At 38.4% G+C, this 15,903-nt stretch carries 20 protein-coding genes, 2 pseudogenes and 1 other annotated feature; of the genes and pseudogenes, 20 read left to right on the top strand and 2 right to left on the bottom strand.

The window, feature by feature from the left end:
- Nucleotides 1-352 precede the first annotated feature (352 nt).
- From ACQKOG_RS06925 to ACQKOG_RS06840, 18 genes and pseudogenes are all read left to right on the top strand, one after another.
- Nucleotides 353-1,000, top strand: a complete 648-nt coding sequence (locus ACQKOG_RS06925; protein WP_370075436.1) for a hypothetical protein — start codon at nucleotides 353-355, stop codon at nucleotides 998-1,000.
- A gap of 99 nt (nucleotides 1,001-1,099) precedes the next feature.
- On the top strand, nucleotides 1,100-1,693 hold the full coding sequence (locus tag ACQKOG_RS06920; RefSeq protein WP_427445741.1) for a Maf family protein: 594 nt from the start codon (nucleotides 1,100-1,102) through the stop codon (nucleotides 1,691-1,693).
- Nucleotides 1,694-1,727: 34 nt separating this feature from the next.
- Nucleotides 1,728-2,249 (top strand): annotated as a pseudogene (gene radC / locus ACQKOG_RS06915) (RadC family protein); the annotation flags it as partial.
- 871 nt (nucleotides 2,250-3,120) lie between these two features.
- Nucleotides 3,121-3,267: pseudogene (locus tag ACQKOG_RS06910) on the top strand (JAB domain-containing protein); the annotation flags it as partial.
- A 760-nt stretch (nucleotides 3,268-4,027) separates the two neighbouring features.
- Nucleotides 4,028-5,047, top strand: a complete 1,020-nt coding sequence (locus ACQKOG_RS06905; RefSeq protein WP_132356994.1) for a rod shape-determining protein — start codon at nucleotides 4,028-4,030, stop codon at nucleotides 5,045-5,047.
- 13 nt (nucleotides 5,048-5,060) lie between these two features.
- A complete protein-coding gene (gene mreC, locus ACQKOG_RS06900) occupies nucleotides 5,061-5,972 on the top strand; it encodes a rod shape-determining protein MreC (RefSeq protein ID WP_370075433.1) in 912 nt (303 codons plus the stop codon).
- A complete protein-coding gene (mreD, locus tag ACQKOG_RS06895; RefSeq protein WP_370075432.1) occupies nucleotides 5,972-6,496 on the top strand; it encodes a rod shape-determining protein MreD in 525 nt (174 codons plus the stop codon). The genes mreC and mreD overlap by 1 nt, the downstream gene beginning before the upstream one ends.
- A gap of 27 nt (nucleotides 6,497-6,523) precedes the next feature.
- Nucleotides 6,524-7,192, top strand: a complete 669-nt coding sequence (gene minC / locus ACQKOG_RS06890; protein WP_370075431.1) for a septum site-determining protein MinC — start codon at nucleotides 6,524-6,526, stop codon at nucleotides 7,190-7,192.
- Between the two features lies 1 nt (nucleotide 7,193).
- Nucleotides 7,194-7,991: a septum site-determining protein MinD gene (gene minD, locus ACQKOG_RS06885; RefSeq protein WP_370075430.1), complete on the top strand. Its 798-nt coding sequence runs from the start codon at nucleotides 7,194-7,196 to the stop codon at nucleotides 7,989-7,991.
- Between the two features lie 93 nt (nucleotides 7,992-8,084).
- On the top strand, nucleotides 8,085-8,639 hold the full coding sequence (locus ACQKOG_RS06880) for a peptidoglycan DD-metalloendopeptidase family protein (protein ID WP_132356989.1): 555 nt from the start codon (nucleotides 8,085-8,087) through the stop codon (nucleotides 8,637-8,639).
- Nucleotides 8,629-9,240: a stage IV sporulation protein FB gene (locus ACQKOG_RS06875; protein ID WP_370075429.1), complete on the top strand. Its 612-nt coding sequence runs from the start codon at nucleotides 8,629-8,631 to the stop codon at nucleotides 9,238-9,240. Before ACQKOG_RS06880 ends, ACQKOG_RS06875 begins: the two co-directional genes overlap by 11 nt.
- 45 nt (nucleotides 9,241-9,285) lie before the next feature.
- Nucleotides 9,286-9,361: a sequence feature (ribosomal protein L21 leader region), on the top strand.
- A 14-nt stretch (nucleotides 9,362-9,375) separates the two neighbouring features.
- Entirely contained in the window at nucleotides 9,376-9,684 is a 309-nt protein-coding gene (gene rplU / locus ACQKOG_RS06870) for a 50S ribosomal protein L21 (RefSeq protein ID WP_323647589.1), read from the top strand.
- Between the two features lie 16 nt (nucleotides 9,685-9,700).
- Nucleotides 9,701-10,057 (top strand): ribosomal-processing cysteine protease Prp, encoded by a 357-nt coding sequence (locus ACQKOG_RS06865; RefSeq protein WP_132356987.1) that lies wholly within the window; start codon nucleotides 9,701-9,703, stop codon nucleotides 10,055-10,057.
- Complete coding sequence (gene rpmA, locus ACQKOG_RS06860; protein ID WP_132356986.1) at nucleotides 10,054-10,353, top strand: 50S ribosomal protein L27; 300 nt, start codon at nucleotides 10,054-10,056, stop codon at nucleotides 10,351-10,353. Before ACQKOG_RS06865 ends, rpmA begins: the two co-directional genes overlap by 4 nt.
- 39 nt (nucleotides 10,354-10,392) lie before the next feature.
- The gene (locus tag ACQKOG_RS06855) at nucleotides 10,393-10,674 is read left to right on the top strand and encodes a hypothetical protein (RefSeq protein ID WP_370075428.1); all 282 of its coding nucleotides are present in this window, start codon (nucleotides 10,393-10,395) and stop codon (nucleotides 10,672-10,674) included.
- Nucleotides 10,675-10,741: 67 nt separating this feature from the next.
- Nucleotides 10,742-11,269, top strand: a complete 528-nt coding sequence (locus ACQKOG_RS06850) for a Spo0B domain-containing protein (RefSeq protein ID WP_370075427.1) — start codon at nucleotides 10,742-10,744, stop codon at nucleotides 11,267-11,269.
- 5 nt (nucleotides 11,270-11,274) lie between these two features.
- Nucleotides 11,275-12,564, top strand: coding sequence for a GTPase ObgE (gene obgE, locus ACQKOG_RS06845; RefSeq protein WP_370075426.1), 1,290 nt, complete (start codon nucleotides 11,275-11,277; stop codon nucleotides 12,562-12,564).
- Between the two features lie 23 nt (nucleotides 12,565-12,587).
- Nucleotides 12,588-13,043 carry an ACT domain-containing protein gene (locus tag ACQKOG_RS06840; protein ID WP_053484814.1) on the top strand — a complete coding sequence of 152 codons (456 nt, stop codon included), beginning with the start codon at nucleotides 12,588-12,590 and terminating at the stop codon, nucleotides 13,041-13,043.
- Nucleotides 13,044-13,305: 262 nt separating this feature from the next.
- Here the strand turns inward: ACQKOG_RS06840 and ACQKOG_RS06835 are convergent, their stop codons facing one another.
- Nucleotides 13,306-13,455, bottom strand: a complete 150-nt coding sequence (locus tag ACQKOG_RS06835; protein ID WP_370075425.1) for a hypothetical protein — start codon at nucleotides 13,453-13,455, stop codon at nucleotides 13,306-13,308.
- Between the two features lie 169 nt (nucleotides 13,456-13,624).
- On the opposite strand from ACQKOG_RS06835, the gene pheA reads away from it, so the two are divergent.
- Entirely contained in the window at nucleotides 13,625-14,500 is an 876-nt protein-coding gene (gene pheA, locus ACQKOG_RS06830) for a prephenate dehydratase (RefSeq protein WP_370075424.1), read from the top strand.
- Between the two features lie 30 nt (nucleotides 14,501-14,530).
- Nucleotides 14,531-14,920: a thiol-disulfide oxidoreductase DCC family protein gene (locus ACQKOG_RS06825; protein ID WP_370075423.1), complete on the top strand. Its 390-nt coding sequence runs from the start codon at nucleotides 14,531-14,533 to the stop codon at nucleotides 14,918-14,920.
- Between the two features lie 339 nt (nucleotides 14,921-15,259).
- Here the strand turns inward: ACQKOG_RS06825 and ACQKOG_RS06820 are convergent, their stop codons facing one another.
- Entirely contained in the window at nucleotides 15,260-15,793 is a 534-nt protein-coding gene (locus tag ACQKOG_RS06820) for a transcription repressor NadR (protein WP_370075422.1), read from the bottom strand.
- Between the last annotated feature and the right edge of the window lie 110 nt (nucleotides 15,794-15,903).

The raw sequence follows: 15,903 nt of genomic DNA, 5'->3' as shown, positions 1-15,903 counted from the left end.
ACGGAGCGCAGCGGAGGAAGCGGCTCGACGCTCGCCCGCAGGAAGCCTTGCTCTGCACTAAAGCGAAGCGTCAGCGACAAAGCGAGTAGCCCGTAGCGGAAATCAGAGCCTTCTAATTAATTGGAGTGGATAAAAATGGTTAATAAACACGCTTGATCCCTTTTGTTTATAGTAAAACTTTCGTTGCAAAAATAGTTATTTTTGAAGTGAAACATCGAAAATAACTATTAAATCAAAATGTAGTAAATTAGCATTTACACATTCTTTTATACATATACTTATATATCAAATTGTAACAATCTCGTCTTGTCTAAATTGACTTTGATATGTTAAAGAAAGAGGTGATGGTCGAATGAAAATTGTCAGTCATGTGATGAAAAAACAAGTATTTCGAGCGATGATTATTGGAGGAATAGTTGGACTTTTTGGTGTAGCCCTTTTTTTAGGTATTCTTCAAGCAAGTACTAAATTTTCTTTAAAAAACGATAGCACTGAGGTAGCCACTAAAAGTAATAATGGTAATTCATCCGGAGAAACAATTCCAACAGCTGGAGGAGCAACGAACGGACCTATGTTTTTTGCAAGTCAAGCAGGGGTCTATTCAAATTATGAAAGTGCAAGCTCGTTTGTATCTGAACATCCTTCATTAAAAGAAAGTGCCGTTGTCGAGGTTGACGGAAAATTTTATGTTTGGACAAGTATGGTTACAGATGAAAGTCAGCTTGTCTTTTTAAAAGATCCTGCAACATTTAAAAAAGCATTTACTTTAAGCGGTGACAGTTGTAAGGAGGCAACGATTGCAGAACTTCCATCTGTGCTAGCTGACAAAAATGCAACAAAATTAAATTTTAAAGATAATTCGAAGGATTCTACGTTGCCTGCTGATTGGCAATCTATTGGAGCGGCTGCCTCGTCTATTTCAACCGATATCAGTATTGTTCGCTTACAAGTTTTTGCCCATTACAAATCGAAAAATGCTTGTCTTCAAGTGAAATTTTAAACACAAAAGATAGTGAAATTAGCATTATCTTGATTTTTAGAAAATTTTCAAATCCCAATTTCTCCGTTATGATAACTAATAAGGAGGAATGGTCAGATAATGTTTAAAACAAATCACAAGCTAGTGCTTGCTTCAGCTTCACCACGACGAAAAGAATTGCTTGCTATGCTATCACTTCCATTTGACATAATAACTAGTGAAGTAGAAGAGACAAGCGTCCAGGCAACTACAATGCAAGATTATGTAAAAGGTGTAGCTCTATTAAAAACACGTGATGTGGCGAAAAAAGCTCCAAAGGCCACGATTATTGGAGCAGATACTATTGTTGTTTATGATGATGAGCTACTCCATAAACCTAAAAATCGTGAGGAAGCAATTTCTCACTTATTGCGCTTATCAGGTAAGCGTCATGCGGTCATGACAGCTGTTGCCATTATCGAGCCTAACGGTAGTGAAACTACATTCGTCGAAGAGACAAATGTTGTTTTTCATCATTTATCGAAGGAGCTCATCGAAGCATACGTAGATTCGGGAGATCCATTTGATAAAGCAGGTGGTTATGGTATTCAAACTGCTGGAACTCTTCTAGTAAATCGAATTGAAGGAGATTATAACAATGTTGTCGGCTTACCACTTGCAGCGTTGTTTACGCAATTGGTAGCACTCAATATTATCCAATTTGCAAAGGAGTGAGGCTTTTTTGCCAAATGATGTTTTACCAAGGACGATGATACGAGACGTTAATATAGAGGATCGACCTCGTGAAAGACTACGGAGACAAGGAGCTATGAGTTTATCGAATCAGGAGCTGCTAGCTATTTTACTAAGAACAGGCACTAAAGAAGAGTCTGTTCTTGTACTTGCAAATCGCGTACTAAGCGTTTTTGAACGTTTACATCATTTGAAACATGCAACAATAGAAGAAATGGTTGCTATTAGAGGGATTGGTGAGGTCAAAGCCATTCAATTATTAGCGGCAATTGAACTCGGTAGACGTCTCGCACAGAAATATAACGATGAAAAATATACGATTCGTTCACCGGAAGATGCAGCTGCCTATTTAATGCCTGATATGACCTCACTGAATCAGGAGCATTTTGTAGTTCTTTTTTTAAACGTAAAAAATCAAATTATTCATAGACAGACGATTTTTATAGGCAGTCTAAATGCTTCGATCGTCCATCCTCGGGAGATATATCGCGAAGCTGTAAAAAGATCTGCGGCTTCTATTATTTGTGCACATAATCACCGTGCGACACGTTCGTAACTGAAAAGGTTGCGCATGCTGTCCGAACGTCAAGTTGACAAGTAAGAGAGCCGTGAACTCTTCACTCGATAGGTGGAATGATAGGGTAACGCCTTGAAACGCCTACTCTAATACTCCGACATACGTTATTCGAATGTGTATAAGAATAAGGTGTGAAGCTCGGTGAAGTCGGCTGAATGTTACCGTAGTGCCAATCTAATTGATAACCGAAAGCTAACTAGAGGTAGTTGGTGTAACGGATAGGTCGGGAGTCATTAAAACTTAATATGGTGAGAATGTGGTAAAACACTGACGAACTAGCGAACGAAATGTCTGTAAGTGTGACTATTTAGAAATGAGTAGACTTGATGAGAATTCAAGTGCGTTTCCGTGGGCGAGTAAGTATGGTGGTTTCGAAAGCTCCATGCATCGTTACAGGCGATGGAGAGGACGCCAGGCAAGAGCTAGCACCTAAGTTAAGTATTGATAGGGTTAAGGGAACGTGGAAAGCTATCAACATGAAGAGTACACACTCGATGAAGTGTTAGGAAGGAAAGGAATGTATCTATAACTTCCTTTTATGATAGTGAGAGTAGAGGCAGGAGTAATGAAGTTTCTGTAATGGAAATGGAACAATAGCCTCAAGTCGTTTCGTCTAAACTATTTCAACTCAATCATTTCAAGGATTCTAGGATGACTAAAAAGGTCACGAGCCATGATTGGAGCGTGATAGACCTTGAGCGAAAACTTAGTAGATTGAGATAAATGAAATAGAAGGCAAACGATGGAATGCCGTGTGCGATGAAAGTTGCATGCACGGTGTGGAGCAGGGGAAAAGGTAGAGATTACTTCAAAGCCTTACCTATTGCTATCTAGCGGAGTTCCAACACCTAGTGAAGAGGATATAGAAGTGACGAGAAGAATTTTAGAGGCTGGTTATATTATAGGCATAGATTTAATAGATCATCTTATCATCGGTGATCATCAGTTCATTAGTTTGAAAGAAAAAGGATACTTTTAACTCTGCAATAAATTTTGCAGAGTTTTTTTGATGGAAAATTTAGGGGGGTTATGCGAGATTTACACGATTTAGAATTGTAAAGCAGTTGCCGAATCATTTCGGGAAGCCTTACAGTGTTCTTTGTTTCCAAAATTTAGTGAAGAATCAAATCGCTTTATTATTTTAACTTCTTTCAGCAGAAGTCACCTACTTCTATAGGTGGTGAGATGAATGCGAATTTAAGTTACTTTTCAGAGTGTGTCCAAACACCCGCTGAAAGAAGTTAAAGCCTCCGGCCGATTCCGGACGCAATTATGCCAAGGCATAATTGATAAATAAATATTTTGTATTTTTTTGCGAAAAGCCAAAAATAAAAGCGAACCTTTTTTTTTAGAAAACGTTATTGTACTCGTAGAAAAATGTCTATAATATTCACAAAAATTGGTAGCCTATTACACGTTGTCTTACAAGAATAAAAATTATATGCTAATCTATACGTACTATTTTTGTTTGGGTGGGAATTAAAATAGTATCTTTTCCGCGAGAAGAGGTATGTGGCACTACAAATTCTTGCGTTTTTCCGTTATAATGAACGGTATGATTTTATTTTTGTTCAGAAAAAGACTCTTACTCCAACAGGTGTGAGATAAATGAGTGTGTAGTTTTTTTTCAGTAGGTGTCTAACACTGAGTGAATGAAGATAGAGGCTTGGGGCGTAAATACGCCTGGGTGTAGTTGATGTCAACGAAAGTATGGCTTAAATAGAAAGGGAGTACACAAATTGTTTGGATTAGGAAGTAAAGATGTCGGGATCGACCTTGGCACAGCGAATACATTAGTGTTTATTAAAGGGAAGGGAATCGTTTTACGCGAGCCTTCAGTTGTAGCGAAAAATACAAAAACGGGAGATATTGTTGCAGTTGGTAATGATGCAAAAAATATGATTGGTCGTACACCTGGGTCAATCGTAGCAATCCGTCCTATGAAAGATGGCGTTATTGCTGATTTTGATATTACTACAGCAATGATAGAATACTATTTAAAAGAAGCTTGTAAAAATTCTGGCGGTAACTGGAAAAAACCGAATGTTATGATTTGTGTGCCTTATGGTATTACATCGGTTGAACAACGTGCGGTTATTGATGCTGCTCGCCAAGCAGGTGCTAAAGAAGCATTTACAATTGAAGAGCCATTTGCAGCAGCAATCGGTTCGAACTTACCAGTATGGGATCCAACAGGGTCAATGGTCGTTGATATCGGTGGTGGTACAACAGAGGTAGCGGTTATTTCATTAGGTGGTATTGTAACAAGTGAATCCGTGCGTGTTGGCGGGGATGCAATGGACCAATCCATCATTTCGTATATTCGTAAATCATATAACTTAACAATTGGTGAACGTACTGCGGAAGCAGTAAAAATGGAAATTGGTACAGCATTGGCTGAGGGTCCAGAAGAAAGAATGGAAATTAGAGGACGCGACCTTTTAACAGGTTTACCAAAAACGATCGAAATTTCTTCACAGGAGATTTCTGAATCTTTACGTGAAGCGGTAGCATCTATTATTGATGGTGTTCGAAAAACTCTAGAACAAACACCTCCTGAATTATCTGCAGACGTAATGGAACGCGGAATTGTACTAACAGGCGGTGGTGCGCTATTAACGAATTTAGACAAAGTTATTAGCCAAGAAACTAATATGCCAGTATTTATCGCAGAAGATCCACTGGACTGTGTTGCTATTGGTACAGGTAAGGCTCTAGAACATATTGATTTAATTCGTCAACAACAAGTTAAAGGGTAAGGAGGTTTAGGCAATGCCACATTTTTTTTTCAATAAGAAATTAATTTTGCTACTCGTGGGCATGGTTTTTCTTGTGGCATTGATTAGCTTCTCATTACGTGAACGGACGAATGCAACTTTACCAGAGCAAATTATTAAAGACACTGTCGGCGTCGCACAATCTATTGTTGCGAAGCCGGCGAATTATATTACTGGTGTTTTTAATAGTATTGATTCCCTCTTAAACACGTACGAAGAAAATAAACGTTTAAAAGCACGCTTAGATGAATTTGCAGCCGTACAGGCTGAGGCATCGGACTTGAAAGCTGATATTAAAAAGTTTCAAGAGCTTACGGACAAATCGGAAAGCTTAAAAGCTTATGATCCGATTCATGCCACAGTTATTGCTAGAAATCCTGACCAGTGGGAAGAAAAGATCATTTTAGATAAAGGATCTTCACACGGTGTAGAAAAAAATATGGCAGTTATGACAGCAAAAGGTTTAGTCGGTAAAGTTACTTTAGTGACACCTTTCACCTCTGAGGTAGAGCTTTTATATACAAATAATCCAAACTATCGTGTTTCTGCGATGGTTCAAGGAGATAAACAAGCATACGGTTTAATCGAGGGCTATGATAAAGAGCGTAATGAACTCATCATGAAGCGAATCGATTCAAGTTTAACAGTTAAAAAGGGTCAGCAAGTCGTTTCATCAGGACTTGGCGGTATTTTCCCTAAAAATGTGCCAATCGGAGAAATAACTGAAGTAAGTACAGATGATTTTGGCTTAACAAAAATGGCTTATGTAAAACCATCTGCTGATTTTTCAATTTTAGACTATGTTGTTATTGCTAAACGTTCCGCTACTGTAATAGACGGATCTGATGGTAATACATCGAACGAGGATTTAACACATCCACAAAAGGGTAAAGAGGAGGCGGAATAATGGTTCGGTTTCTCATCCCCTCTGTGGCAGTTTTACTATTTTTGGTAGAACCAGAGTTTGCTATGTTTTCACCGATTGAAGTGAAAGGGCAAATCTTTTATTTAGTTCCGAGATTTTTAATCTTATATTTAATATTTATTTCCATCTATTACAGCCGTCAGCGAGCGGTAATGTATGGACTTTTTTTTGGTGTCTTGTATGATGTGTTTTACATTGATATTATTGGATTATATTCAGTACTGTTTCCGCTTATTTGTTTTTTAGCAGGGTCTATTGTGAAAGTTATTCATCAGCACTTAGTTGTGACAACGACGATTTCGGTTGTTTTAGTAGCAATTTTAGAATTTATACTCTATCAATTCTTCTATCTTATCGACTTTACAACGATCCCATTATCGGATTTCTTACGTTCACGACTGCTGCCAACGATCATTGCTAATGCACTATTTTTAATGATTCTTGGTTGGGCCTTTAAGTATCTAATAAATGCGCGTGTCTTACAGAGAGCACGTGAAGTTTCTTAATAAAGAGCAACGTGGGGTGAGGCATTCATGAAAAAACAGTTAGTTAATATGAAGGGGACAAAGGATGGATTTGTTCTTCATTTAGACGATCAATGTGCATATGTCGATTTAGTAGAAGAGCTTAAAAAGAAAGTGTCAGAAAGCGGTATCGATAGTAAAGTAGATGTACAATTATATTTGGGCTATCGATACTGTTCTGATGAACAAATCAAAGAGCTTATTAAAATTGTTCAGGAAACAGAGCAACTAATTGTTTCAAAGGTGCAAAGTGAAGTACTGACTGTCCATGAAAGCAACCAGAAAAGGATTGAAAGTCAACAAGATACATATATTGGTGTGGTCAGATCGGGTCAAGTTCTGCGTTCGTCAGGAGATATTATTATCGTAGGGAATGTCAATCCGAACGGACGTGTAGAAGCGGGTGGCAATGTGTATGTCCTAGGTAAACTCAAGGGAATTGCGCATGCTGGCGTTCATGGTAATAAGGAGGCAATCATTGCAGCATCTCTTTTTGAAGCCACACATATTATGATTGCTGATCAGGTTCAGGCAATGTCGGACGAGCATGTAAAAGCTATTAAACATGAAGAGATGACTTGTGCATTTATTGGCTATGATGGGCGCATTACGTACGATCAAATAAACGCGTTAAAAAATATTCGACCATTATTAAATGTGTCTAAGGGAGGTAGCTAGTGTGGGAGAAGCGATCGTCATAACTTCAGGTAAAGGCGGTGTCGGAAAAACAACGACAACGGCTAACCTGGGGACTGCATTGGCTCTACAAGGTAAGAAAGTATGTTTAGTAGATACTGATATTGGACTTCGTAATTTGGACGTAATTTTAGGTCTTGAGAATCGGATTATTTATGATTTAGTAGACGTTGTTGAAGGACGCTGTAAGATTCATCAAGCGTTAATAAAAGATAAACGAGTAGATGAGAAACTATTTTTATTACCTGCTGCTCAAACGACAGATAAAAATGCTGTTAAACCTGAGCAGATGAAGAGCTTAGTAGAAGAATTAAAAAGGGACTATGACTATGTTTTAATAGACTGTCCAGCGGGTATTGAACAAGGCTATCGCAATGCTGTTGCTGGTGCAGATCATGCAATTGTTGTAACAACGCCAGAAATCTCTGCCGTGCGTGATGCAGATCGAATTATTGGCTTGCTCGAACAGGAAGAAATTACTGCACCTAAACTAATTATTAACCGCATTCGCCAGCATATGATGAAAAGCGGTGATACGTTGGATGTTAATGAAATTACAACACATTTGTCTATCGATTTATTAGGGATCATCGTAGATAATGAAGGAGTTATTTCATCATCCAATAAAGGTGAACCGGTAGTAATGGATCCTACTAATAAAGCATCTCTAGGCTATCGTAATATTGCCCGTCGAATTCTTGGCGAGTCTGTGCCACTTATGGCAATTGAAGATGAGCATAGAGGTGTATTTTCAAAACTAAAAGCGTTATTTTCTAAATAATCATCAGCCTTTTCGTGCATTTGTACGAGAAGGTTTTTTTCTTGTGCATGAATGGACATGCAATCTCATATAGTGTGAAAAAAGGATGAGGGCTTGTTTAAAAAATGGAAATGGTTGGTCACGATACTGCTTGTGGCTGCAATTATGCTTGTAATACGTTTAGAGGATCAAGGTGTATTGGAAACACCTGTGAGAAAACTTGTTACAACATCAGCAGATTTAACCTACTTAAGTGAGCTCGGGCAAAGTTGGCTAAATAAAGAAGATACAACAATTTTAGTTTCGAGTGATGTTGGGCAAACTGAACTATTATCATTTGCCAATGCGCAAGTTTTTAAGGAAGGTTTTTTATTGCAATATGACATGGGCCTACCGGTTTATGCTGGAAAGAATGGTCTTGTCGTTTTTACCGGCCATACTAAATATACCGGTAAAACAATGACAATAAGCTATGATGATGGTACAACAGTATCCTATGGGATGCTGGATAGTTTAGCACAACTTCCATATACAACGGTGCAGGCAAACGATTTAATCGGCATGAAAGAGGCGGGACAACTCTATATTTCGATTGAAAAAGATAAAACACAATATAGCTTAGAGCAGATTGTACAATGGCTTGAAACAGCGGCGTCCAATGAAAATTAAACTGCATCTTCTATGTATCCCTCTCGTATTTTTAATGATTTTTACTGGTCAAATTGCTTATTACGCCATTATTTTATCTTCGTTATTATGGCATGAAGCTGGTCATTTGTTAACGGCAATGCTTTGTGGTGTTAAGGTGAAATCATGCGTTATTACACCTTACGGAGGGGAAATAGAATTTGAAAATCCAGCGGTTGTGCCTGCAACGTCACTCCTTTGGATTGCCTTAGGGGGACCAATCGCTACAATATTGGGGATTGGCCTCGCTTTTTTTATGCCAGAACTGCTTGCTACTAAATTTATTAATGTGCAACTTGTGCTATTAGCAATCAATGTTTTACCGATTATTCCGTTGGACGGTGGTAGAATATTTTTAGCATGCTTATTTTTATTCACTCCAAGTGTTCGTGCGTTTGAATATTATTACTGGTTTTCTCTTATAATCGCCTTTATACTATTCATGGTAACTTTATGTTACCTCCCACAATCTATTTTTTTAGCAATTTTATGTTTATTTATATGGCTTCAAGCGTTAAAGGAATGGAAGTATCGAAAATATCGTTTAGCATTCGAGAAATATGTAATGAATAGATTGACTTAAAAAAAATCTTGTGGTAATATTTTAATGTTATTGTTTGTAGCACCTGTGCTACTGCAACCGCACTGGAAAGGTTTAAGTATCCTAGGATCACCTTTATAAACAGGCGAGTCTGAGTCTAAGAGGAGGTGCAGTAAAATGTACGCAATTATTGAAACTGGTGGTAAACAAATCAAAGTAGAAGCTGGTCAAGAAATCTATATTGAAAAATTAGGTGTAGAAGCTGACGAGGTTGTAACTTTCGATAAAGTTTTATTCGTTGGTGGCGAAAACGTTAAAGTTGGAGCTCCATTCGTAGAAGGCGCTACTGTAACAGCTAAAGTTGTTAAAGAAGGCCGTGCGAAAAAAATCGTTGTTTTCAAATTGAAAGCTAAAAAGAACTACCGTCGTAAACAAGGTCACCGTCAACCTTACACAAAATTAGTTGTTGAAGCTATCAACGCTTAATTGTGAGGTGTAGCGAATGATACAAGTTACGATTCATCACGATGAAAATAGACATGTGTCAGCATTTGAATTTTCAGGACATGCAGAATACGATGAATCTGGTAAGGATTTAGTATGTGCTGGAGCATCTACAATTGCCATTGGTACAGTAAATGCTATTTATGCACTATTACAATTACAGCCAGAAATCGAACAAGCTGCTGAAGGTGGAGGCTATCTTAAGGTAAACTTACCATCAGAATTAGAGCCTGAGATTGATGCGAAACTACAGTTAATTGTCCAAGTAATGACTGCCCAAGTGTATTCGATGGTGCAAAATTACGGACAATACATCCAAATCAACTACAACCAAGTAGGAGGTGGAACGGAATGAAATTATTATTAACTTTAGACTTACAATTTTTCGCATCGAAAAAAGGTGTAGGTTCTACTAAAAACGGACGTGACTCTGAGTCAAAACGCCTTGGTGCTAAACGTGCTGATGGACAATTCGTAACTGGTGGTTCAATTCTTTACCGTCAACGCGGTACAAAAATTTACCCTGGTACAAACGTAGGTCGTGGTGGTGACGATACACTATTTGCTAAAGTTGACGGCGTTGTTAAATTCGAACGCTTAGGTCGCGATCGCAAACAAGTATCTGTATACCCAGCATCACAAGAAGCTTAATCTTTTAAAAAGATAACATAAAGCGGAGGACTGCATTTATTGCAGTCCTTTTTTTGGCTAAATTTCAATTTCTTTCAGCAAAATGTTTTATGTAACGTAAGTGAAACGTCAGTTACAAATGGTTTTGGTAGCGAAAGCAAAGCGTCAGCTACAAGTGTTTTCGTAGCGAAAGTGAAGAGACAGAAACACGGTTTTATCTGTGCGAAAGCGAAGCGACAGCAACAAGGTTTTATCTGTGCGAAAGCGAAGCGACAGCAACAAGGTTTTATCTGTGCGAAAGCGAAGCGACAGCAACAATTATGCCTCGGCATAATTGATTGAAGAATTAAGGGAAAAATACAGCAAAACTTGTTATACTAGTAAGGATAACTTTATTGGAGTGAATGGGATGAACAATCAATCACTAACCATTAGTGAAGTAATACGTTTTGCAAATCATGATTATGTGAATCAGCTTCAGCTTATTCGCATGAATTTAGATTTAGGTAGAATTGATGAATCAAAAAAACTTATTCAAAATTATTCAGAACAATTACAAGTACTTTCTATCCTTAATCGTCTACAATTACCGCAAACAATCGAATGGCTGCAAACAGCAGGTTGGCGCTATCCTTCATTACCAATGAAGCTTAGCGGTGACATAAAAATGTCTGTCACAAATACAGTTGATTCGGAAGTTGTAGATTACTTAAACAAAACAGTTATGCATGTTTATGATACATTAGATCCATTTACAGAGCAGAGATTAGTGCTCGATGTACGTGTTGACGATCATACATTTGCCGTGACATTCACGTTAAATGGGCTATGGAGTGCTGATGCATTCACCGAAAAAGGTTTGAAACAATTAGACATTCAAACAGTGGAAGAGACAAATGCGTCTTGGATATATGTATTGAGTGCAAGCAGGGAGTGAATTAAATGTTTGTCGATCACGTCAAGATTTATGTAAAAGGTGGCGACGGTGGGGATGGAATGGTAGCCTTCCGTCGTGAAAAATTTGTACCGAATGGTGGTCCAGCTGGTGGCGATGGTGGTCACGGCGGGAATGTTGTCTTTCAAGTTGAAGAAGGTCTGCGAACGTTAATGGATTTCCGCTACAAACGCCACTTCAAGGCTGACCGTGGTGAGCATGGTATGAGTAAAGGGATGCATGGTAAACGTGCAGATGATTTAATCGTTAAAGTACCACCGGGCACGGTTGTAATGAACGAAGAAACAGGCGTTGTTATTGCGGATTTAGTCGAGCATGGTCAACAAGCGATTATCGCAAAAGCTGGTCGCGGTGGCCGCGGGAATTCCCGCTTTGCAACACCAGCCAATCCTGCTCCAGAACTTTCTGAAAAAGGTGAGCCAGGACAAGAATTAAATGTTATATTAGAGTTGAAAGTACTAGCAGATGTAGGATTAGTTGGCTTCCCAAGTGTAGGTAAATCAACATTATTATCTGTTGTTTCTGCGGCAAAGCCAAAAATAGGTGCTTATCATTTCACTACAATCGTACCGAACTTAGGAATGGTTGAAACGGATGATCATCGTAGCTTTGCAATGGCAGATTTACCAGGTTTAATCGAAGGTGCGCACGAAGGTGTTGGTCTAGGTCACCAATTCCTCCGTCATATTGAACGTACACGTGTTATCGTACATGTAATTGATATGTCGGGTATGGAAGGGCGCAATCCTTATGAAGATTACTTAACAATCAATGATGAGCTAAAACAATATAATCTTCGTTTAACAGAACGTCCACAAATTATTGTGGCAAATAAAATGGACATGCCAGATGCAGAGGAAAACTTAGAAATTTTCCGTGAAAAAGTGGGCGAAGATGCGAAAATCTTCCCAGTATCAGCGGTTTCTCGCCAAGGTTTAAAGCCGGTATTATTTGAAATTGCCGACTTACTGGAAGTGACTCCTGAATTCCCATTATTCGACGATCTAGATGAAGAATCAGATGCAACGGTACTTTACAAACACCAATCTGAAGCAGATTCAATCGAAATCTCTCGTGATCCTGATGGTACATTCATTCTTGGTGGATATGCGATTGAGCGTATCTTCAAAATGACAGACTTCAGCCGCGAGGACGGTGTACGTCGTTTTGCACGCCAATTACGTGGTATGGGCGTCGATGAAGCATTACGTGAACGTGGTGCACAAAATGGTGATATTGTACGCTTATTGGAATTCGAATTTGAATTTGTCGACTAAGAATAGGTTTTAGGGGGAAGCGTATGAAGAATGTTGCGAATCAGCGATATTATTTAGTTCGTGAAGATGTTTTAACGGATGCTATGCAAAAAACTTTGGAGGCGAAACACTTACTTTCAAGTGGTTCGGTATCTTCCATTTGGGATGCGGTAAAGCAGGTGGATTTATCGCGTAGTGCGTTTTACAAATATCGGGATGCTGTATTTCCTTTTCATTCAATTGTGCAGGAACGCATTTTAACAGTCTTTTTACAGCTTCAGGACCGTAAAGGAACACTTGCAAAGCTTTTAGAAACAGTGACAATTACGCATTGCAATGTACTGACTATCCATCAAACAATACCGATTCAAGGACGTGCGAATGTTACATTATCGTTAGATGTCACTAGTATGACATGTGAACTGGATGATTTAATACAGCAACTTAAACGTTTAGATTTTGTAGAGTCAGCGGAAGTAATTAGTTCTGGTGCATTGTAATGACTGACAGCAAGTTTGAATTTTTGACAGAATGTAAATAAGCTCAAAAGGAGCAGTCCCATGTGATGAAATGATCACTTCATGGGACAGCTCCTTATTCTATAACAAAAAATAAAGACTATCACAAAAAATTCTATAATTTGATTTAAGAGGTGCGGCAATCGCCGGAGCATTTTGGAAAGCTTCACATTATGCCTTTGCCTAACATTTGATGTAGAAATATAAAGTGAATTTCACGGATTGAAAATTCCGAATTTTTTCATTAGTGAAATTTAGGGAGAAGTTGAGACTGCGCGACTCCTTGGGGATCAGCAATAGAGGAACGAAGGCTAAGAACATCACGTCCTGTGATAACGCCTTCGTGACCAACATCCTGCTGCTGACGCTTCGTTAGCACTACGCTTTCGCGCAAAAAACATCTGTTGCCCCAAGCGGCTCATCGGAGCTCTGCTCTGTGCGAAAGCGAAGCGACAGCAACAACAAAGCGCGCAGTCGGCACGGAAATCAACCCCACGTTATGGTGATGAGCCATTTAAATATAAAATCAAAAGCTACAAGTTGTAGTTAAGGAGGTACATGTAATGACAGAGCAACAATGGGAAAAACGAATAGGATATTTAGGACCTGAGGCATCATTTACATACTTAGCAACAAAGGCAACCTTTCCGAATGAGTGGCTTGTCCCTTGTTCTACAATTCCAGAATGTATTGAAGCGGTAGCAAAGGGGAAGGTAGATTTAGCAGTTGTACCACTGGAAAATGCTTTAGAAGGATCTGTATCGTTAACGCTTGATTATTTATTTCATGAGGCGACCTTATATGTTACAGGTGAGCTTCAGTTAAAAATACAGCAGCATTTAATGGTAAATAAAGAGCAGAAGGACAATTGGGAGTCAATCGTAGGAGTTTATTCACATCCACATGCTCTAGCCCAATGTCATAAATATTTATTTTATCGCTTCAGCCATGCTCCGTTACATCAAACAACATCAACAGCAGCAGCGGCAAAATTTGTATCCGAAAATCCAAACGAGTGCATTGCGGCAGTTGGAAATGCAGCGGCGGCAGTTAAATATGGCTTAGAAATCGTTCAACCTGATATTCATGATTTCCATTTTAACCATACACGCTTCTTCGTATTATCAAAGCAAAATAGACGATTGCCGCAAGAATTATCTGATGGACAAGCGAAGACAACTTTCATGATTACATTACCAACGGACCGTTCAGGGGCATTACATCAAGTATTATCAGTATTTGCATGGCGACAATTAAATTTAAGTAAAATCGAATCACGACCATTAAAAACAGGCTTAGGTGATTATTTCTTTATGATTGATGTTTTAGCAGATGAAAAGGAGCCTATGATGCGTGGAGCTATGGAAGAACTAGCTGCACTTGGTTGCAAGGTGAAATCACTTGGTACATACTTTACTTATCGAACATCAGACGAGTAATCAATTTCGTCTTGACGAGGAGGAATCAGTATGGGCGGCATTATATTATTTGACGGAGTGTGCAATTTTTGTGATAGCAGTGTGCAATTTATTATCAAATATGATCAAGCAGCGTATTTTCAATTCGCGTCCATTCAAAGTGAAGCTGGGCAGGCATTACTTGCACAATACGAAGTACCAGAAAATATTGATAGTGTCATATTAATTGAACAGGGAAAGGTATATTTTGAATCCACGGCAGCACTTAAAATCTGTAGGAGATTAGATAGTTTTTGGCCTGTTTGTTATATTTTGATCATGATTCCTCCATCTATACGAAATACAATGTATCGGTTATTTGCAAAAAATAGATATCGTCTTTTTGGACGAAAAGAAGTATGTTTATTGCCAACACCTTCACAACGAAATAGATTTCTCTAGCTTTGAAGCTATCCAATTAAAGTGGATAGCTCATAGTATTGAAAAACAAAATGGCCAAGAAATTCTTTGTGAATGTTGGAGCTTTAAATGAGGATGATTTCCGTTTCATGCTACTCACTTCCTGTTTCAGCGGACGGAAATCCCCCCTCATTTTGCCGCAGAGCCATACTTTAATATCTTAATTTCATTGACATACAAAAGAGCTATCCAAGTGGATAGCTCTTTTGGTTGAAATTGCAATAGTAAGTTCAATATGAATATGGAACAAATGAAATAAGCTTCATAAAAATTAAATGATAATTCAAGTTAATCATTTAAATTCAATAAAAATTTGTTACATTATTGATCTACAACTAAATAGCTCTTTTTTTGCAAAGTAAGTTCAATTAAATCTAAAATGTCAACAGAAGGAGCAGAAATAACATGAAGATGTGTACCACCTGTTAGTTCGGATAAATAACTTGCCTGTGTTTCATTGACGCGTTGAATAAATTTTTTTACCTCATGACGGTTAGAAACCATAATGGATGCGGTAATTTCCCCGTAAATTGGGTGTTCAACGATAACATTTTTTACTGTACCACCGCAATCAACTATTGTTATAAGTTCATCTTCTGCATCCTCAGCAGAGTGGAAGCAAGGAATTGTACGTTCAACAGTTTGTTGTAATTGTTCCTGATGCATATAAAGATATCCTTGGCTAGTTGCAATAATAGGTTCATTTCTAGCCTTTAATAATGTCATATCATTGACAATGACTTGTCTAGAAACATTAGCGAATTTAGCTAGGTCCGTCCCCGTTATAGGTGCTGTACTTTTTTTAAGTTGTGCTAGGAGTTGCAGTCGGCGTTCTTCGCCTAACATTTTTTTCATAAGAGATCACCTCTGCTTGTAATAAAGGAAGCAGTTTTCCTTAAAACTAGTGTACCATGAAGCATTTCCAACATGCGTGAAATTTTTGTATCCAAATGAAACATTGAACA

The organism is Lysinibacillus sp. NPDC093216, assembly GCF_050280325.1.
GTDB lineage: Bacteria > Bacillota > Bacilli > Bacillales_A > Planococcaceae > Lysinibacillus.
The sequence above is the reverse complement of the archived record's forward strand: the minus strand, read 5'-3'. Positions and strand labels throughout refer to the sequence as shown.